Source organism: Streptococcus salivarius (assembly GCF_009738225.1).
Taxonomy (GTDB): domain Bacteria; phylum Bacillota; class Bacilli; order Lactobacillales; family Streptococcaceae; genus Streptococcus.
This window is the reverse complement of sequence record NZ_CP018187.1, coordinates 1807629-1826757: the sequence shown is the minus strand read 5'-3', so window position 1 is coordinate 1826757 and position 19129 is coordinate 1807629. Positions and strand designations below refer to the sequence as shown.

21 protein-coding genes are annotated in these 19129 nt (G+C 42.6%); 18 read left to right on the top strand and 3 right to left on the bottom strand.

Annotated features, from left to right (window positions below):
- Positions 1 to 546 precede the first annotated feature (546 nt).
- The 17 genes from BSR19_RS08285 to BSR19_RS08210 all read left to right on the top strand — a co-directional run bounded on the left by BSR19_RS08285 (position 547) and on the right by BSR19_RS08210 (position 15397).
- The gene (locus BSR19_RS08285; RefSeq protein ID WP_004183228.1) at positions 547 to 825 is read left to right on the top strand and encodes a chorismate mutase; all 279 of its coding nucleotides are present in this window, start codon (positions 547 to 549) and stop codon (positions 823 to 825) included.
- A gap of 79 nt (positions 826 to 904) precedes the next feature.
- A complete protein-coding gene (gene trpE / locus BSR19_RS08280) occupies positions 905 to 2260 on the top strand; it encodes an anthranilate synthase component I (RefSeq protein ID WP_060972589.1) in 1356 nt (451 codons plus the stop codon).
- Complete coding sequence (locus tag BSR19_RS08275) at positions 2257 to 2823, top strand: aminodeoxychorismate/anthranilate synthase component II (RefSeq protein ID WP_002884711.1); 567 nt, start codon at positions 2257 to 2259, stop codon at positions 2821 to 2823. Before trpE ends, BSR19_RS08275 begins: the two co-directional genes overlap by 4 nt.
- Before the next feature lie 89 nt (positions 2824 to 2912).
- Complete coding sequence (trpD, locus tag BSR19_RS08270) at positions 2913 to 3917, top strand: anthranilate phosphoribosyltransferase (RefSeq protein ID WP_060972590.1); 1005 nt, start codon at positions 2913 to 2915, stop codon at positions 3915 to 3917.
- Entirely contained in the window at positions 3914 to 4681 is a 768-nt protein-coding gene (trpC, locus tag BSR19_RS08265; protein ID WP_060972591.1) for an indole-3-glycerol phosphate synthase TrpC, read from the top strand. Before trpD ends, trpC begins: the two co-directional genes overlap by 4 nt.
- Complete coding sequence (locus BSR19_RS08260; RefSeq protein ID WP_060972592.1) at positions 4668 to 5249, top strand: phosphoribosylanthranilate isomerase; 582 nt, start codon at positions 4668 to 4670, stop codon at positions 5247 to 5249. Before trpC ends, BSR19_RS08260 begins: the two co-directional genes overlap by 14 nt.
- The gene (trpB, locus tag BSR19_RS08255) at positions 5246 to 6454 is read left to right on the top strand and encodes a tryptophan synthase subunit beta (protein WP_060972593.1); all 1209 of its coding nucleotides are present in this window, start codon (positions 5246 to 5248) and stop codon (positions 6452 to 6454) included. The genes BSR19_RS08260 and trpB overlap by 4 nt, the downstream gene beginning before the upstream one ends.
- Positions 6455 to 6457: 3 nt before the next feature.
- On the top strand, positions 6458 to 7240 hold the full coding sequence (trpA, locus tag BSR19_RS08250; protein ID WP_060972594.1) for a tryptophan synthase subunit alpha: 783 nt from the start codon (positions 6458 to 6460) through the stop codon (positions 7238 to 7240).
- Between the two features lie 161 nt (positions 7241 to 7401).
- Entirely contained in the window at positions 7402 to 7539 is a 138-nt protein-coding gene (locus BSR19_RS11490; protein ID WP_197092245.1) for a hypothetical protein, read from the top strand.
- A 430-nt stretch (positions 7540 to 7969) separates the two neighbouring features.
- Entirely contained in the window at positions 7970 to 8401 is a 432-nt protein-coding gene (locus tag BSR19_RS08245; RefSeq protein WP_060972595.1) for a CopY/TcrY family copper transport repressor, read from the top strand.
- Positions 8402 to 8403: 2 nt separating this feature from the next.
- On the top strand, positions 8404 to 10632 hold the full coding sequence (locus tag BSR19_RS08240) for a heavy metal translocating P-type ATPase (protein WP_060972596.1): 2229 nt from the start codon (positions 8404 to 8406) through the stop codon (positions 10630 to 10632).
- Positions 10633 to 10706: 74 nt separating this feature from the next.
- Positions 10707 to 10910: a copper chaperone CopZ gene (gene copZ / locus BSR19_RS08235; protein WP_002891592.1), complete on the top strand. Its 204-nt coding sequence runs from the start codon at positions 10707 to 10709 to the stop codon at positions 10908 to 10910.
- 138 nt (positions 10911 to 11048) lie between these two features.
- The gene (locus tag BSR19_RS08230) at positions 11049 to 12095 is read left to right on the top strand and encodes a D-alanine--D-alanine ligase (RefSeq protein ID WP_060972597.1); all 1047 of its coding nucleotides are present in this window, start codon (positions 11049 to 11051) and stop codon (positions 12093 to 12095) included.
- Between the two features lie 327 nt (positions 12096 to 12422).
- A complete protein-coding gene (locus BSR19_RS08225) occupies positions 12423 to 13103 on the top strand; it encodes an amino acid ABC transporter permease (RefSeq protein WP_002884251.1) in 681 nt (226 codons plus the stop codon).
- On the top strand, positions 13063 to 13740 hold the full coding sequence (locus tag BSR19_RS08220) for an amino acid ABC transporter permease (protein ID WP_022496121.1): 678 nt from the start codon (positions 13063 to 13065) through the stop codon (positions 13738 to 13740). Before BSR19_RS08225 ends, BSR19_RS08220 begins: the two co-directional genes overlap by 41 nt.
- Before the next feature lies 1 nt (position 13741).
- Positions 13742 to 14500, top strand: coding sequence for an amino acid ABC transporter ATP-binding protein (locus tag BSR19_RS08215; RefSeq protein WP_002884697.1), 759 nt, complete (start codon positions 13742 to 13744; stop codon positions 14498 to 14500).
- 42 nt (positions 14501 to 14542) lie between these two features.
- Positions 14543 to 15397 (top strand): cysteine ABC transporter substrate-binding protein, encoded by an 855-nt coding sequence (locus BSR19_RS08210; RefSeq protein WP_002884332.1) that lies wholly within the window; start codon positions 14543 to 14545, stop codon positions 15395 to 15397.
- A 118-nt stretch (positions 15398 to 15515) separates the two neighbouring features.
- Here BSR19_RS08210 and BSR19_RS08205 read toward each other — a convergent pair whose 3' ends face one another.
- The 3 genes from BSR19_RS08205 to BSR19_RS08195 all read right to left on the bottom strand — a co-directional run bounded on the left by BSR19_RS08205 (position 15516) and on the right by BSR19_RS08195 (position 17561).
- The gene (locus tag BSR19_RS08205; RefSeq protein WP_371212473.1) at positions 15516 to 16031 is read right to left on the bottom strand and encodes a hypothetical protein; all 516 of its coding nucleotides are present in this window, start codon (positions 16029 to 16031) and stop codon (positions 15516 to 15518) included.
- A 173-nt stretch (positions 16032 to 16204) separates the two neighbouring features.
- Complete coding sequence (locus BSR19_RS08200; protein ID WP_002884728.1) at positions 16205 to 16897, bottom strand: hypothetical protein; 693 nt, start codon at positions 16895 to 16897, stop codon at positions 16205 to 16207.
- Positions 16866 to 17561 carry a hypothetical protein gene (locus BSR19_RS08195; protein WP_231605962.1) on the bottom strand — a complete coding sequence of 232 codons (696 nt, stop codon included), beginning with the start codon at positions 17559 to 17561 and terminating at the stop codon, positions 16866 to 16868. The genes BSR19_RS08200 and BSR19_RS08195 overlap by 32 nt, the downstream gene beginning before the upstream one ends.
- 142 nt (positions 17562 to 17703) lie before the next feature.
- Here BSR19_RS08195 and BSR19_RS08190 point away from each other — a divergent pair, with 142 nt between their 5' ends.
- Complete coding sequence (locus tag BSR19_RS08190) at positions 17704 to 19077, top strand: UDP-N-acetylmuramoyl-tripeptide--D-alanyl-D-alanine ligase (protein WP_037602772.1); 1374 nt, start codon at positions 17704 to 17706, stop codon at positions 19075 to 19077.
- The last annotated feature ends 52 nt before the right edge of the window (positions 19078 to 19129 follow it).

Below are 19129 nucleotides of genomic sequence, written 5' to 3'. Positions count from 1 at the left end.
CGGAAGAGGCAGCCGCCGCACCTTCGGGTCTGAAAGAGATGCAGGACTGTCACCCTGCCGTTGTTTATCAAACCAAGAAGTCCCTTTTGGGGCTTTTTTATTTTGTAAAGTGTGGTGATAAGACTACCTCACTCTCTGAATTAGGTATAGACGAATCTTATAAGGGAGGAATTGTCAAAATTAACAGAAAATTCTTGACATCCCTCTAAAAAGGAGTACAATAGTTAGTAAATCAGAAAGTAACTGGTCTTAGATTTTCAGGGAGCCTGCGGTGATTGTGAGTAGGTAATCGAGATGAGCGAACATTGGGCTGATTGGATGATAATGAGAAGGTAACACATATTCTTCTCGGTTGGCACCCCTTACCGTGCAACTCCTTGTTAGAGGAGATAGAGATGATGGTCGTTTTTTTGAGACCATTAACTGAGGTGGTACCGTGTTAAACTAGATTTAATGCCCTCACAGAGTTTTTCTCTGTGAGGTTTTTTGTTTACTTTTATATTTAAAGAAGTGTTATTTCATTATTCAATGAAAGGTTGGGTATTTATGGATGCATTAAGCGATATTCGAATTGATATTGATAATATTGATAGACAGTTGCTTCGACTACTGGCCCAACGTCAAATACTTGTGGAAAAGGCAGGACGACTTAAGCCCAAGGGAGACAAGGTTGCTGTCCAGGCTAGTGATCGTGTTGCCCAAGTGATAGCAAACCGTCGTAAGGAGGCACTAGAGCTTGGCTTATCTCCAGATGTGGCTGAAAGTGTTTGGAGAAGCATGATTAAAGCATTTATTGCTTTGGAAGAGAAAGTGAACAAAGAATAATATGGTGCCAATACATCCTATAAAAGGAGCCTTGCATCAGTCTTATTACTCTCGATAAACCAGTTTGAAAGGAAATATTATGAGAAAAATTTTACCAGCCGATACCTTAACACCAATCTTGGCTTATATGCGTGTTCAAGGGGAACACAAGGTTATCCTTGAATCTATTCCTCGTGAGAAGGAAAATGCACGTTTTTCTATTGTTGCCTACAATCCGGTCTTTGAAGTGACCTTCAAGGATGGTGTTCTTTATGAAAATGGTAAGGCGATTGATCAAGATCCTTTCGAATACTTGGACCAAGTAACAGTCAAGGGCATCAAGTCTGACCTACCTTTCGCAGGTGGTGCTATCGGGTTTGCAGGCTATGACATGATTGGTCTCTATGAAAATATCGGTGAGATTCCAGAAGATACGATTGGAACACCTGATATGCATTTCTTCATCTATGAGTCTTATTTGATTTTTGACCACAAGAAGGAAAAGGTATATGTGGTTGAAGACAATATCTACTCTGGTCGTGACAACGATGCGGTGCGTCAAGCTCTTGGTCAGGTGGTAACCAATCTCCAGACTCAGGCGCCAAACGAGTTTACACCTCAGGCCTTGCAAGCCTTGCAATTTTCAAATCATATCGAAAAAGAAGTCTTCATGGATATGGTGGCTAAGGCCAAGAAACTTATTCGTGAGGGAGATATGTTCCAATGTGTGCTTAGCCAACGCTTTTCGGCGGACTTTGAGGGAGATCCTTTGGATTATTACCGTAACTTGCGTGTGACCAACCCATCAAACTATCTTTATTTCTACGATTTTGGAGATTATCAGGTGATTGGTGCCAGCCCAGAGAGTTTGGTTTCAGTGAAAAATGGAGAGGTGGTAACCAATCCGATTGCTGGAACTCGCCCTCGTGGTACTAATGAGGCGGAAGACGCTGCTTTGGCAGATGAACTCTCACATGATGTCAAAGAAACTGCGGAACACCGTATGTTGGTTGACTTGGGACGTAATGATATTGGTAAGATTGCCAAGAATGGTACGGTCAAGGTGACCAAGTATATGGAGGTTGAGTATTTCCGCTATGTGATGCATCTTACCAGTGTGGTTAAGGGACAACTCTTGCCGGGATTGACAGCACTAGATGCGCTAAAATCAACCCTACCAGCTGGAACCGTATCAGGAGCACCTAAGATTCGTGCCATGCGTCGTATCTATGAGCTTGAGCAGGAAAAACGTGGTATTTATGCGGGAGCTATTGGTTATCTATCTGCGACAGGAGATATGGACTTTGCCATTGCCATCCGTACCATGATTCTCAAAAATCAAAAAGCCTATGTTCAAGCAGGTGCAGGTGTTGTTTATGATAGTGTTCCTGAAAATGAATTTTACGAAACGATTAACAAGGCGAAAGCTATGACAAGAATAGGAGATGCCCAATGATTTTATTAGTTGATAACTATGACTCTTTTACCTATAATTTGGCACAATACCTAGGGACATTTACAGAGGTAAAGGTCTTGCGTAACGATGATGAGAACCTCTATGAAGAGGCGGAAAAAGCTGACGGGCTAGTCTTTTCACCGGGTCCAGGTTGGCCAGCTGATGCGGGTAAAATGGAAGCCTTGATTAAGGATTTCGCTGGTAAAAAACCGATGATGGGAATTTGCTTGGGGCATCAGGCTATTGCGGAAACTTTTGGTGGTAAACTTGGCTTGGCTAAAAATGTCATGCATGGAAAACAAAGTAACATCACTTTTGAAACGCCATCGCCTATTTTCAAGGATATCGACAATGATGTCCCAATCATGCGTTACCATTCCATCGTTGTTGACCAAATGCCAGAGGGCTTTGATGTGACAGCTATCACAACTGATGATCAAGAAATCATGGCCATTCAACATAAGGAGCTACCTATTTACGGTTTACAATACCACCCAGAAAGCATCGGAAGTCCAGATGGGCTTAAGATGGTTGAAAATTTCGTAAAAATCGTTGCAGGCTAGTTGGACAGTCTTTGGACTAGATTTGTCTACGCTCAAAATCTCTCGCGTGCATCAGAAAACATTGAACAGTTTTTAAAAGGAAAACAGATATGAAAGAAATATTCCTACAAATCTCAAACCGCCAAGACTTGTCTCAAGATCAAGTCCAAGCAGTCTTTGAGCGCATTCTCAAAAATGAAGTCTCAGAAAGCCAAATTGCTGCCTTCCTTATGGGGCTTAAGACTAAGGGGGAAACAGCAGACGAAATCACAGGTATTGTGCGTGCCCTCAAATCACATGCGACTGTCTTGCCTGAGACTTTCACAGATGCTATGTGTAACTGTGGAACTGGTGGGGACCAGTCTTATAGCTTCAACATTTCGACTACTGTTTGCTTTGTTCTAGCAGCAGGCGGTATTCGTATGGCCAAGGCTGGTAACCGTTCGATTTCCTCTAAATCTGGTTCAGCTGACGTGCTTGAAGCCCTTGGAATCAACGTTGCGGCATCACCAGAAACCCTATCTAAAGCACTTGACGAGGTTGGTTTGGCCTTTATCTTTGCTCAAACCATGCATCCAGCTATGCGTTTTATCGGTCCAGCCCGCCAAGCTCTTGGGATTCCAACGATTATGAACTTGGTTGGGCCACTGGCTAATCCGCTTGACCTTGAGACGCAACTCATGGGGCTCTATCGTGTGGAATTACAAGAAATTGTTGCTAATGCTATTCAACAGTTGGGACGTAAACGTGCGGTTATTATCACAGGTCCTGACAATATGGACGAAGCTGCCCTCTATGGCACTAACACCTACACCCTTTTGGAAGATGGTCACATCAGCCAACACACTTTCACTTATGAAGATTTGGGTATGGAAAAGGTTGAGTTGTCTGACATCACAGGTGGCGATGCCAAGGAAAATGCAGAGATTCTCCTTAGTGTCTTGAAAAATGAAGCTAGTCCTTATCTTGAAACAACAGTGCTTAATGCAGGTCTCGGCTTCTTTGCCAATGGTAAGGTTGAGACTATTAAGGAAGGTGTTGAGCTTGCTCGTCAATTGATTGCGGATGGCTCAGCCCTAGAAAAACTTCGCCAACTCCAAGAGGTACAAGTATGAGTAAAGCCTTTCTCCCAACAATCTTAGAACAAAAAGAAAAAGAAGTGGCCCAGTTGGTCATGGAAGACTTGCAGCCCTTACGTCAGACCTATCGTCTTTATGATTTTCTCAAGTCAAATCAAAACAAGCTTCAAATTATTTCTGAAGTGAAAAAAGCCAGTCCAAGCATGGGTGATATTAACCTAGATGTGGATATTGTGGCTCAGGCCAAGACCTATGAAGAAAATGGGGCAGCCATGATTTCTGTTTTGACGGATGAGGTTTTCTTCAAGGGGGATATTTCCTATTTGAAAGAAATTTCGTCACAGGTGGCTATTCCAACCTTGGCTAAGGACTTCATTATTGATGAGAAACAGATTGTGCGTAGTCGTAATTCGGGTGCGACAGTCATTCTCTTGATTATAGCGGCCTTGCCAGAGGCTCGCCTCAAGGAGCTCTACGATTTTGCGACAAGCCTTGGCTTGGAAGTCTTGGTTGAAACGCATAATCTGCCAGAATTGGAAGTTGCTCATCGTATTGGTGCTGAGATTATCGGCGTTAACAACCGTAATTTGGTCACTTTTGAGACAGATATCAACACCAGTCTTGAGTTATCAACGCATTTCAAGGACAAGCCTGTTTATATTTCTGAGTCGGCTATTTTTACAGGTCAGGATGCTGCCTTAGTTGCCCCATATTTTAATGGGATTCTAGTAGGAACTGCCCTTATGACAGCTGAAAATGTGGCTGAAAAGGTCAAGGAGTTGCAAATTGACAAAGGTTAAAATTTGTGGACTATCGACACCAGAAGCGGTAGCAACTGCAGTTGAAGCTGGTGCTGACTACATTGGCTTTGTGTTCGCCAAGAGCACGCGTCAAGTGAGTCTTGAACAAGCTCACGAGCTAGCTAAAGGGGTGACAGGCCAGACAAAAATCGTCGGTGTCTTTGTCTCACCAAGTCTTGAAGAACTGGAAGAAGCAATTGGTCAGGTTCCCTTAGATATCGTTCAGATTCATGGAGCTTTTGATGAAGACCTGATTCCAAAGATTTCAGTACCAGTTATTCGAGCTATTCAGATTTCGGATAGCGATTCTCAAGTCAAGAGCCAGGCGGATTATCTTCTCTTTGATGCTCCCATTGCTGGTAGTGGCCAGACCTTTGACTGGCAGCTTTTGGCTGACAAGCAGATTGAGCAGTACTATTTCATCGCTGGTGGCTTGACTGTGGACAATGTGGCAGAGGCCAAGGAAACTTTCCAGCCCTATGCCTTAGATGTGTCCTCAGGTGTCGAAACAGATGGTCACAAAGATTTAGACAAGATTAAAGCATTTATAGAAAGAGTGAAAGCATGACATATCAACAACCTGATGCAAAAGGATTTTACGGAAAATTCGGTGGTCAGTTCGTTCCAGAAACGCTGATGACAGCCGTTATTGAATTGGACAAGGCCTATCGTGAAGCCAAGGAAGATCCAAGTTTCCAAGCGGAATTGGATGACCTTCTCAAAAACTATGTGGGACGTGAAACACCTCTTTACCACGCCAAACGTTTGACCGATCATATTGGTGGAGCGCAAATTTATCTTAAACGTGAGGACCTTAACCACACAGGTGCCCACAAGATTAATAATGCCCTTGGTCAAGTTTTGCTTGCCAAACGTATGGGCAAGAAGAAAATCATCGCTGAAACGGGTGCAGGTCAACACGGTGTTGCAACAGCGACAGCCGCAGCCCTTTTTGATATGGACTGTACGATCTATATGGGTGAAGAAGATGTTAAACGTCAGGCGCTTAACGTTTTCCGTATGGAATTGCTTGGTGCCAAGGTATTTAGCGTGACAGATGGTTCGCGCGTGCTTAAGGATGCTGTAAATGCAGCCCTTCGTGCTTGGGTTGCAGGTATCGAGGATACGCACTACATCATGGGATCTGCCCTTGGTCCTGCACCATTCCCAGAAATTGTTCGTGACTTCCAATCTGTCATTGGTCGTGAAGCCAAACGCCAATATGCAGAGATTTCTGGCGGTAAATTGCCTGATGCTGTAATGGCTTGTATCGGTGGTGGTTCAAATGCTATCGGTATGTTCTACCCATTTGTTAATAATAAATCAGTAGCTATGTATGGTGCTGAAGCTTCTGGTTTGGGGCTTGATACTGAAAAACATGCCGCAACCTTTGCCAAAGGCCGTCCAGGTATCCTTCATGGAGCGCTTATGGATGTTCTCCAAGATGCTCACGGTCAAATCATGGAAGCCTTCTCTATCTCAGCTGGTCTGGATTACCCAGGGGTTGGTCCTGAGCACTGTTATTTCAACGAAATTGGACGTGCAACTTACGACTCTATCACAGACGAAGAAGCTCTTGAAGGCTTCAAACTTCTGTCACGTTTAGAAGGTATTATCCCAGCTCTTGAGTCTAGCCATGCCATTGCACTTGCGCAAAAAGTGGCAGCTAAGATGTCGCCAGACCAAAGCCTTATCGTCTGCCTCTCAGGTCGTGGGGACAAGGACGTTATGCAGGTTAAAGAACGTTTCGAAGCTGAAGCAGAAGGGAAATAAACCATGACAAAAACACTAACAAAACACCTACAAGCTATCAAAGACAGTAAACGCGGTATTTTCGTACCTTACATCATGGCGGGTGACCATGCTAAAGGTCTAGACGGACTCTTTGAGACCATAGCTCTCTTGGAAAATAGTGGTGTCTCAGCTATTGAGGTGGGTATTCCATGGTCAGACCCTGTGGCCGATGGTCCCGTTATTGAACTAGCAGGACAACGTAGTTTGGCTAAAGATGTGACTTTAACAGCTATCATCAAGAAGCTCCAAGAACAAAAAACACAGGTGCCTTTGGTTATCATGACCTACATCAATCCAGTTTATCAATATGGTATTGAAGCCTTTGTTAAGGATCTTGCAGAGACATCTGTCAAGGGGCTCATTATTCCTGATTTGCCAGACGAACACGCTGACTTTATTACCCCTTATTTGAAAGATAGTGATATTGCTCTCGTGCCTTTGGTGAGCTTGACTACAGGTATTGACCGTCAGAAACAGTTGATTGATGGTGCAGAAGGCTTTATCTACGCCGTTGCCATCAATGGTGTCACAGGTAAGACTGGTAATTACCGTGATGACCTTGACAAACACTTGGCTAACTTGACTGCCCATGCAGACATTCCAGTTCTCACAGGTTTTGGTGTGTCAACAGAGGACGACATCAAACGCTTTAACGCTGTATCAGACGGTGTTATCGTAGGATCAAAAATTGTCCGTGACCTTCACGACGGTAAGGAAAAAGAAGTCGCAGAATTTGTTACATTCGGTTCACATTTTGAAAAATAGAAGATGATGCTCTCCAGAAATGGGGAGTGTTTTTTATCAAAAACATTCTTGGGGATGATTTGATTTTCTTAGTTTCCAGTATTATACTATGGGTGAATAGTGGCAATTAAATTTATCTCTGGTTTTTATTTTCATCCCACTTATAGAAAGGAGGTAGACAAATGAAAGTATCATTAAGGGTAATACTAGGAGTCTGTTTCTTAATAGGAGCCTTACTATTTTTCTATCGTGGAGAGAATCACTATGCACTGATTTTCCTTGTGGTTGGTGTCTTATATCTCTACAAGGGCTTAAGCTGAGGGTTAAATCTCGTATGGAATGAATAAGCCTGTTTAGTGACATCTATGTCACTATTTTTTTCTTTTTGGAAGCTATAGAATGATTTTATAACTAAAAAGAAAGGAAGAGAGGGCATCACTGAACATGATTGATTATATTTTTTCATTCTTTCTATCACACAAGAAAGCTCTAGCAATACTCTTTATGATTATTTGTTTGGCTTTTATTTACCCTGGCATGTTTAAATTTTTGTATGTTGAAGGCAGGGATTTTGGCCGTAGCCTTGTCAACTCAATTTTATCTTAGTAAAGTGAGGCACCTCTTAGGAGGTGTTTGTTTTTTTAAAATAAATCTACAAATGTAGACAAAAAACTCTTGACACACTTTTGCGATAGTGTTAAAATAAATCTACAAACGTAAACAAATAATAACATTCAGAAAGGAACTATCATGCTGACAATTTCATCTGCGGAATGGGAAGTCATGCGAGTGCTCTGGGCTAAGGGGCAAGCGACTTCTTCAGAGATTATAGCAATTCTATCTAAGAAGCTAGACTGGTCGGCTTCGACAGTAAAGACCTTGATTGGACGTTTGGCGGACAAGGGTTATCTAACCAGTCAGCGTCAAGGACGAGGGTTTATCTATCAAGCTAGCTTGGGGGAAGATGAGGCGAATTTTCAGGCTTTAGAAGCTGTTTTTGACAAGATTTGTTTGACCAAACATAGCGATTTGTTGGGTCAACTCATGGCAAAGACGCCGATGACCCAAGCCGATGTGGATAAGTTACAGGCCTTGCTTGCAGCAAAAGAACTTGTGGATCAGGTGGTTTGTGACTGTGTGCCTGGCCAATGTGCTTGTGGGCATCATATGGAGGTGATATAGGAATGGCAAAAGAAACCTTTGTGGTTAATGGGATGACCTGTGCATCCTGTGTAGCCAATGTTGAAAATGCTGTTAATAAGTTGGATGGTGTGGACAAGGCTGTGGTCAACCTAACCACCGAAAAAATGTCTGTGGATTATGCTGGGGATAAGGTTAGTCCAGAAGCTATTGAAAAAGCTGTGGCTGACGCTGGTTATGAGGCTGAAGTCTACAATCCAGAGACAGCTAAAAGTCAGGAAGAACGTGAAGAAGACAAGATTCACAAGGTGCGTGAGCGTCTCGTTTGGTCATCAATCTTCACCGTTCCCCTCTTTTATCTAGCTATGGGTCCAATGGTCGGTCTACCTGTGCCAAACTTCTTGTCTCCTCATCATGCAGCCTTGACTTATGCCTTGGTTTTGCTAGTTTTGACAGTGCCCGTCATGTGGCTGGGCCGTTCCTTCTATAGTAATGGTTTTCGTACCTTGGCCAAGGGTCACCCTAATATGGATGCCTTGGTAGCCTTGGCAACATCGGCAGCCTTTCTTTATAGTCTCTATGGTACTTACCACATTTCTTTGGGGCATGCCCATCACGTCCACCAACTTTATTTCGAGTCAGTGGCCGTTATCTTGACCCTGATTACTCTAGGTAAGTATTTTGAAACCCTCTCTAAGGGTCGAACTTCAGAAGCTATTAAGAAACTTATGCACTTGTCAGCCAAGGAAGCAACTGTCCTTCGTGAAGGTAAGGAAGTCAAGCTTCCTGTGGATAAGGTTGTTCTTGGTGACCATATTTTGGTCAAACCTGGGGAAAAGATAGCCGTGGATGGTCAGGTAATTTCTGGTAGCTCTGCTATTGATGAGAGTATGCTTACAGGTGAGTCACTTCCTATTGAAAAATCTGCTGGTAAACCAGTATTTGCAGGTTCTATTAATGGTCAAGGTAGTCTGATTTATGAGGCGGAAAAGATTGGTAAGGACACCTTGCTTTCCCAAATCATCAAATTGGTTGAGGATGCCCAACAAACCAAGGCTCCTATTGCCAAGATTGCCGATCAGGTGTCAGCGGTCTTTGTTCCCGTTGTCATGGCTATCGCCCTTGTTTCAGGTCTCTTCTGGTACTTTATCATGGGACAAACCTTTACCTTCGCTATGACTGTAGCAGTCAGCGTCTTGGTTATTGCTTGTCCATGTGCATTGGGACTTGCGACACCGACAGCCATCATGGTTGGTACAGGACTTGGTGCTGAACACGGTATTCTCTACAAGCGTGGAGATGTGCTCGAGTTAGCTCATAAGGCTGATGTCCTCGTTTTTGACAAGACAGGAACCATTACTCAGGGTAAACCTCAGCTCGTTTCTAGCTATTCTTATGGCAATAGCGGAGCAGCCTTGCAACTTTTGGCATCCTTGGAAGCCAAGTCCGAACACCCTTTGGGTCAAGCCATCCTTGTGGCAGCAGAAAATGCTAACTTGGACTTGTTGGAGATGGACAATTTCTCAAGTTTGACTGGACGAGGACTAACTGCAAGCTATGCAGGAAAAACTTATCTAGCTGGGAATCAAACCCTTATGGCTGATGAAAAAGTCGACTTGACTTCAGCACAAGCTGATTTCCAAAGCTTGACAGCTGATGGTCAGACACCAATTTTCCTAGCTGAAGATAGTAAGTTAATCGGACTTTTTGGTGTAGCTGATCAGGTTAAAGCAGATAGTGCTGATATGGTGGCAGCTCTTCATCAAATGGGCAAGGAAGTCATCATGTTGACTGGTGATAATGACCAAACAGCCCAAGCCATCGCTCAAAAGGTTGGTATCAAGCGTGTTATCAGTCAAGTGCTTCCGCAAGAGAAATCTAGGGTGATTAGCGACCTTCAGGCAGAAGGAAAATCAGTCATCATGGTTGGTGATGGTATCAATGATGCCCCAGCCCTTGCGACTGCTGATATCGGTATTGCCATGGGTTCAGGGACAGATATTGCCATGGAAAGTGCCGATATGGTCCTTATGAAACCAAACCTCATGGATGTCGTTAAGGCTCTGAAAATTAGTCAAGCAACTATCACAACGATTAAAGAGAACCTCTTCTGGGCCTTTATCTACAATATCCTGTCTATCCCAGTGGCCATGGGTGTCCTCCACCTCTTTGGTGGCCCGCTTCTTGACCCAATGATAGCAGGACTGGCTATGAGCTTTAGCTCTGTCTCAGTCGTCCTCAATGCTCTGCGCCTCAAACGTCGCAAAGTCTAAGTGTCGATTGCTTATGCCCTCTATCAATTAAGACGTGTATCAAAAAACAATTTAAAGAAAAGGAAGAAAGAAAAATGACAAAAACATATAACATTACAGGAATGAAATGCCAAGGCTGTGTTAACACCGTTACCGAAAAACTCTCTGCTGTCAAAGGCGTAGACAAGGTTCAAGTTGACCTCGAAAACAAACAAGTCACTATTGAAGGGAAACCATGGAAGTGGTCTCTCAAACGTGCCCTCAAAGGCACTAAGTTCGAGCTTGGTGACGAAATTTAAGACAGGAAAATAACAGCTCTTAGGCTGTTTTTTTCTGCCCATAATCTTTTTGAAAATCCCTTCCTTTTGTGATATGATTAAAGTAATTATGTTCTCAAAATTGAGACTAGAAAATCAAGAAAAGAAAACGGTATACCTATGTCTAAACAAACCCTTATCCTTCTCTACGGTGGACGTTCAGCAGAACGTGAAGTGTCTGTGCTCTCAGCTGAGAGTGTTATGCGTGCGGTGGATTACAGCGCATTTGAGGTTAAAACCTACTTTATCACTCAGTCTGGTGATTTTATTAAAACACAAGAATTTACAGAAATACCAGGTGATGACGAGAAGCTCATGACTAATGACACAGTTGTGGCTAGTCAGGCTATCAAACCAAGCGATATTTATGAAGAAGGCGCTGTGGTATTCCCAGTTCTTCATGGTCCTATGGGTGAGGATGGTTCTATCCAAGGTTTCCTCGAAACCCTCAAATTGCCATATGTGGGTACTAATGTTCTTTCTTCAAGTGTGGCTATGGACAAGATTATGACCAAGCATATTCTTGAAGTTGCTGGTGTGCCTCAGGTTGCCTACACAGTCTTCATCGAGGGTGAAGATTTGGAAGTAGCAGTAGCTGAAACGCTTGAAAAATTGACCTTCCCAGTGTTTGTCAAACCTGCTAACATGGGGTCATCTGTTGGGATTTCTAAAGCTGAAAATGAAGCAGAGCTTCGTGCAGCGATTGATTTGGCTCTCAAATATGATAGTCGTATCTTGATTGAGCAAGGTGTGGTTGCCCGAGAAATCGAGGTTGGTATCCTTGGCAATACAAATGTCAAAACGACTGATCCAGGTGAAGTAGTCAAAGATGTGGCTTTCTATGACTACCAAGCCAAGTACATTGACAATAAGATTACCATGGACATCCCAGCTCACGTGCCTGCAGAAGTCATGACACAAATGCGTGCCTATGCGGCTAAGGCCTTCCGTGCTCTCGGTGGTTGTGGTCTTGCCCGCTGTGATTTCTTCCTGACAGAGGATGGAGCCATCTACCTTAACGAGCTCAACACCATGCCAGGTTTCACCCAATGGTCAATGTACCCACTTCTTTGGGAAAATATGGGACTTTCTTACTCAGACCTTATCAAGGAATTGGTAGACTTGGGACAAGAAATGTTTGATAAACGTGAAAGCCATTTGATTTAAGAAATATGATTTAGAACACAAACATCTTAGTCTTGGAGAAATCTCTGAGACTGAGGTGTTTTTTTCTTTACAGAAATCCAGATTTTATTTATATCTTTTCTTTATCACCTCGATAAAAAATACATATTATCCAAATAATCTAACAGGTGGTAGAATAAATCTAACGTTTCAAATGAAATAAAGCAACTCGTTCGTGTTTGATGAAGATTTGCGTATCGCGATGATTATCAGAGGCGAGTGAAGGTCAAAGGGCTAGAAGTAGATGGCAGTCAGCAAGTGTTGACGAAATTTTACACGCCTTTTGTATCTTAAATGAGGAGGTAAGTTTTGGACTGGTCCATTGTTCAACAGTATTTGCCCTTTTATCAGAAGGCATTCTTTTTAACTTTACATATTGCCGTTCTGGGGATTCTTGGTTCCTTCCTTTTGGGCTTGGTGGTGAGTGTTATTCGTCATTACCGAGTGCCGATTTTGAGTCAGCTTTCGACGGCTTATATTGAGTTATCTCGTAATACGCCGCTCTTGATTCAGCTTTTCTTTCTCTACTTTGGCTTGCCTCGTATAGGTTTGGTTCTATCGTCAGAGGCTTGTGCTGTGGTAGGTTTGATTTTCTTGGGTGGTTCCTATATGGCGGAGTCCTTCCGAAGTGGCCTAGAGGCTGTTAGTCAGACCCAGCATGAAGTGGGGTTGTCTATTGGTTTGACGCCATTCCAAGTCTTTCGCTATGTGGTCCTTCCTCAGGCAGTGGCTGTGGCGCTTCCGTCATTTAGTGCTAACGTCATCTTCCTTATCAAGGAAACGTCAGTATTCTCAGCGGTAGCCTTGGCGGATCTGATGTATGTGGCCAAGGATTTGATTGGTCTTTACTACGAAACGGATGTGGCTCTAGGCATGTTGGTGGTGGCTTATCTCTTGATGTTGCTGCCGATTTCTCTAGTCTTTAGTTGGATTGAAAGGAGGTTACGCTATGCAGGATTCGGGCTTTCAGGTTCTTCTTCAGGGGAATAATTTCCTACGTATCTTACAAGGTTTAGGCGTAACTATTGGAATTTCCATCGTCTCGGTTCTTCTGTCCCTTTTACTAGGAACACTTTTTGGGATTGTCATGACTTCGAAGTCTAAGATTATTCGTTTCTTGTCACGTATTTATCTGGAATTTATTCGTATCATGCCCCAGTTGGTCTTGCTCTTTATTGTTTATTTTGGTCTGGCTAGGAACTTTAACATCAATATCTCAGGCGAGCTATCGGCTATTATCGTCTTTACCCTTTGGGGAACGGCTGAGATGGGTGATTTGGTGCGTGGGTCAATCACGTCGCTACCTAGACACCAGTTTGAGAGCGGAAGGGCCCTTGGCTTGACCAATGGGCAACTTTATACCTATGTGATTATTCCACAAGTCTTGCGTCGCTTGTTGCCTCAGGCTATTAACCTGGTGACACGGATGATTAAGACTACGTCCTTGGTGGTTTTGATTGGCGTGGTTGAGGTGACCAAGGTTGGTCAGCAGATTATCGACAGTAACCGTCTGACTATTCCAACAGCTTCTTTCTGGATTTATGGCACGATTTTGATTCTTTATTTTGCCATTTGTTACCCAGTATCTAAGCTGTCTACTTATCTTGAAAATCGTTGGAGGAATTAAGATGACAGAAAGCATTTTACAAATCAAGGATTTGAAAAAGTCCTTTGGGGACAATGAGATTCTCAAAGGCATCTCCTTGGATATTAAACAAGGTGAAGTCGTTGTTATCTTGGGTTCCTCAGGTTGTGGGAAATCGACCTTGCTACGTTGCATCAATGGCTTGGAGACCATTCAAGGAGGCGATATTCTCCTGGATGGCAAGTCTATCACTGGCAGTAAGAAGGATTTTCATCTGATTCGTCAGAAAATCGGAATGGTCTTTCAAAGTTATGACCTCTTTCCACATTTGGACATCCTGCAAAATCTGATTTTGGGGCCGGTCAAAGCTCAGGGGCGTAATAAGGAAGAAGTCATTGCGGAGGCTGAGAAACTTTTGGACCGTGTGGGACTTCTGGACAAGAAGCATAGCTTCGCACGACAACTGTCAGGTGGTCAAAAGCAGCGTGTGGCCATTGTCCGTTCCCTGCTCATGCATCCTGAAGTTATCCTCTTTGACGAGGTGACGGCGTCGCTTGACCCTGAGATGGTTCGTGAGGTTCTGGAATTGATCAATGACCTCGCTCAAGAAGGACGGACCATGTTGATTGTGACCCATGAGCTTCAGTTTGCGCGTGCCATCGCTGACCGTATTATCTTTATGGATAAGGGAGTCATCGCTGAGGAAGGTACTGCTGAAGAATTCTTCAATCATCCAAAGACACAGCGAGCTCAAGAGTTCCTCAATGTCTTTGATTTCAGTCAGTTTGGTGCCTATTTGTAACCCATTGTTTTTAGTGAAAATATAATATTTTAGGAGATATTTATGAAATTAACAAAGAAAATTTTTGCCCTATTAGCCCTCGTCTTTGCCTTGGTGGCAGTGACTGCTTGCTCAAGTAACAGTAGCTCTGGTAAATCAACAGCCAAAGCACGTACCATCGAAGAAATTAAGAAGAGTGGTGAACTCCGTATCGCCGTCTTTGCGGACAAGAAACCTTTCGGTTATGTAGATAACAAGGGTGCTTACCAAGGTTACGATATTGAACTTGGGAACCGTTTGGCCAAAGATTTGGGTGTTAAACCTAAATACGTCTCAGTAGATGCGGCCAACCGTGCAGAATTCTTGATTTCAAACAAGGTAGATATTACCCTTGCCAACTTTACAGTAACTGATGAACGTAAGAAACAAGTGGACTTTGCCCTTCCTTACATGAAAGTCTCAATCGGTGTGGTGTCACCTAAAGACAAGGTCATTAAGGACGTTAAAGAGCTTGAAGGTAAGACTTTGATTGTTACTAAGGGAACAACTGCTGAAACTTACTTTGAAAAGAACTACCCAAATATCAAATTGCAAAAGTATGACCAATATAGCGATGCTTACCAAGCCCTCCTTGATGGTCGTGGCGATGCCTTCTCAACTGATAATACAGAAGTTCTTGCTTGGGCTCTAGAAAATAAAGGTTATGAAGTAGGAATCACATCACTTGGTAACCCAGATACCATTGCCCCAGCCGTTCAAAAAGGTAACAAAGAACTCCTTGACTTTATCAATAAAGACATTAAGAAACTTGGTAAAGAGAATTTCTTCCACAAAGATTATGAAAAAACACTTCGTCCAACTTACGGTGATGCAGCTAAAGCTGATGACCTCGTGGTTGAAGGTGGCGAAGTGAAATAAGACTGACAGCCTTCGTAAGAGGCAAGTCTTGCTTAATGAGAATAAAACAACCACCCCGTGGCTATCTAGCTCAGCTAGCAGCAGGGGTGGTTTTACTTGTTTTAGGGTGATTTTTTTCTCACTTTTTGCTTTTTATGTTTCTCCAACAAATGACAATACATGACAAGAAAAGGGCTCCCATCATTCCCCAAAAAAGAAATGGTTCAATATAATCAAAAAAAGTTTTGCGTTCACCATAGACCGAGGTAGAGCCATCTTTCCAAGTAATGGTTTTGTCCCTATCATCAATCCTTTTGTAGGACTCACCATTATAAGTCAAATAATGATCCTTCCGTACATACATATTCAAATAGTTATGGCCGTTCTTTGTGGGAAGGTCTGAGAACAGACTTTCCTTGGCGTAAACTTCAATGTAGATGGTTCCATCTTTAAGACCTTTAATTTTCTGAGTTCGAGCATTTTTGATAAGGAGTTTTCCATCTTGTATAATTTCCCAATCGTACTTACGACTTTTTCCTCCTTCGTTATAGGAAATAGCAAGCTTGTGATTTTCAGACTGCCATAGCCCGTAGATACTATTTTCACTGATACCATCATAAAAGCATCTAAGATAGATGGTGACTATAGGTACCATGAATAGAAAACAAATCCTCAAAATCTTGACTAAACGGTCTTTGAATTTACCCCAACGTGCTCGCCATCCAGTTTTGTACTTTTGTGTTCTTCGATATTCATTTTGTGAATGATCTTTTCTATCAATTTCCTGTTGATCACTATATTTTTTCTTTATTTGATGCCTCATTTAACCTATTTTTCCTTTTTATATTTTCTTTTGATTTTCCATTCAACGAAAAGGACATATATAAGCAAGCTTCCAAACATTCCAAATACGATATAAGGTTCCAGACGATCAAACAAGGTTATTCGTTGACCGTAAGGGGATTTTGAACCATCTTTCCAGGTAATGCTCTTGTTTTCATCATCAATCAGTTTGTAAGATTCACCATTATAGGTCAGGTAATTGTCTTTACGAACGTACATATTCAAATAGTTAAGGCCGTTTTTAGCGGGGAGGTCTGAAAGCAGGCGTTCCTCAGCGTAAACTTCAATGTAGAGGGTACCATCCTCGAAGCGTTTAATATCATCGATGCGTGCATTTTTAATGAGGACATTTCCATCTTGAACAATATCCCAATCACGCTTACTTCCTTTGCGCCCTCTTTCGTAGGATATGGCAAGCTGATGATTTTCAGATTGCCACAGACCGTAGATACCATCTTTATAAACCCCATCGTCAAAGAAAATCATATGGACGATGAAAATCGGTATCATGAGTAGGAAACATATCATAAACACATTGACTAGACGGTCTGTAAATTTATCCCAGCGTGCTCGCCATCCCGTTTTACGTTTTTGTTCTTTTCGATATGCTTTTTGTGAATGATATTTTCGGTTGAGTTTCTTTCGGTCAGCGTATTTTCTTTTTGATTGGTGTCTCACTTAGTTTTTCTCTCCTCTTTTGCCGAGCCTCTATAATGATAAGAACTGAGCAAATCCCCATAAGTATCAAATAGAGGGCTTCAAAAACCTCATCTATAGTTGTTTTCCGTTCACCATAAGGGCTGGTGGAACCATCTTTCCAAGTGATGGACTTGTTTCCAGAATTGATACGCTTGTAGGACTCGCCATCATAGGTAAGATAATTGTTTTTGCGAAGATAGAAATCCATATAGCTGAAGCCGTCCTTGGTGGGTAGGTCTGTCAGGTAGCCTTCCACAGTGTAGAGCTCCATGTGAAGAGTTCCGTCATTAAGCCGTTTGACTGGGCGAGTTCTAGCAGCATAGATAATATACTTACCATCCTGTACGACTTGCCAGTCGATATTTCCTCGTTTCCGAATATGCTTATAGGAAATCGCTAACTTATGATGATCAGACTGCCAGAGACCATAAATGTTATCTTCATTGACCGTATAGTGCTTGTAGTAATAAAAGCCACCCCATAGCAGTGCAATCAGCACTAAAATAATCAATTCAGCTGTTGGTTCTAGTATGATGAACTTTCTCCAATTAAAGCGCCACCCTTTAGGTTCTTCGATACTTTGACAGTCGCTATTTATATTTTCCTCTCCCTTAGAGAGATTGACTAATTTTTTCTTTGTCATGCCTAATCCTTTCATCAACCATTGTAACAAATTCGTCTTCCAAGCAAAAGCTAGCCTGATTTGTGATATAATTGGAAGTGATTGCAGGCAAGAAAATCTTATTTCTTGCCAGACTTGTAAAAATAAAACAGAGGATTTTAAGATGAAACTGACACTCCATGAAATTGCCAAGGTTGTTGGCGCTAAAAATGATGTCACAGCCTATGAAGATGTTGCCATTAACCAGATTGAGTTTGATAGCCGTAAGATTACAGCGGGCGACCTCTTTTTGCCACTAAAAGGTGCGCGTGACGGGCATGATTTTATCCAAACAGCCTTTGACAATGGTGCTCTAGCGACTTTCACAGAAAAAGAATTACCAGCTGATCAAGTCCACATCCTAGTTGATGACGCTCTTGAAGCATTCCAAAAGCTAGCTGCCTACTATCTTGAAAAGACTGAGGTTGATGTTATTGCTGTGACTGGTTCTAATGGTAAGACAACAACCAAGGACATGATTCATGATATCTTGGCAACAACCTATCGTACTTACAAAACCCAAGGCAATTACAACAATGAGATTGGTCTTCCTTATACAGCCCTCCACATGCCTGATGATACGGAGAAAATCGTCCTTGAGATGGGGCAAGACCACATGGGAGACATTCACCTCTTGTCAACCTTGGCTAAGCCAAAAACAGCCGTTGTTACCTTAATCGGAGAGGCTCATTTGGAATTCTTCGGTAGCCGTGACAAGATTGCCCAAGGTAAAATGCAAATGCAAGACGGTATGCCTGATGGTAGCCTCTTGCTTGTGCCAAGTGATCCTATCGTAGATCCTTTCTTGCCAAGCAATCTTGAAGTGGTACGCTTTGGGGATGGCGCGGAGCTTACAGTCTCTGAGTTGACAGAATTCAAGGACCATCTCACCTTTTCAACCAACTTCCTAGACGGACAAGTTACCTTGCCAGTCACTGGAAAATATAATGCCACAAATGCCATGGTTGCTGCTTATGTCGCAAAACACTTGGGTGTAACTGAGGAAAATATCCTCTCAGCTCTTGCTAACTTGCAGCTTACAAAAAACCGTACCGAATGGAAAAAAGCAGCCAACGGTGCCGATATCCTTTCAGACGTTTACAATGCCAATCCAACAGCCATGAAGCTCATTTTGGAGACCTTCTCAGCCATTCCTAAAAATGAAGGAGGCAAGAAAATTGCTGTCCTAGCTGATATGAAAGAACTCGGTGAACAGTCTGTGCAACTTCACACGCAGATGATACTAAGTCTGACACCAGATGCTATTGATACGGTGATTTTCTACGGTGAGGATATTGCAGAATTGTCGCAACTTGCTAGCCAAATGTTCCCTCTTGGTCATGTTTATTATTTCAAGAAAACAGCTGACGAAGACCAATTTGACGCTATGGTCAAACAAATCAAAGAAAGCCTAGGTGAGCACGATCAAATCTTGCTCAAGGGCTCTAACTCTATGAACCTAGCCAAGGTCGTGGAAGAATTACAAGCTAAGAATTAAGTTTTCTAACCTGCTCTCTAAAGCAGGTTTTTGCTTTACCCTGAAATTTGAT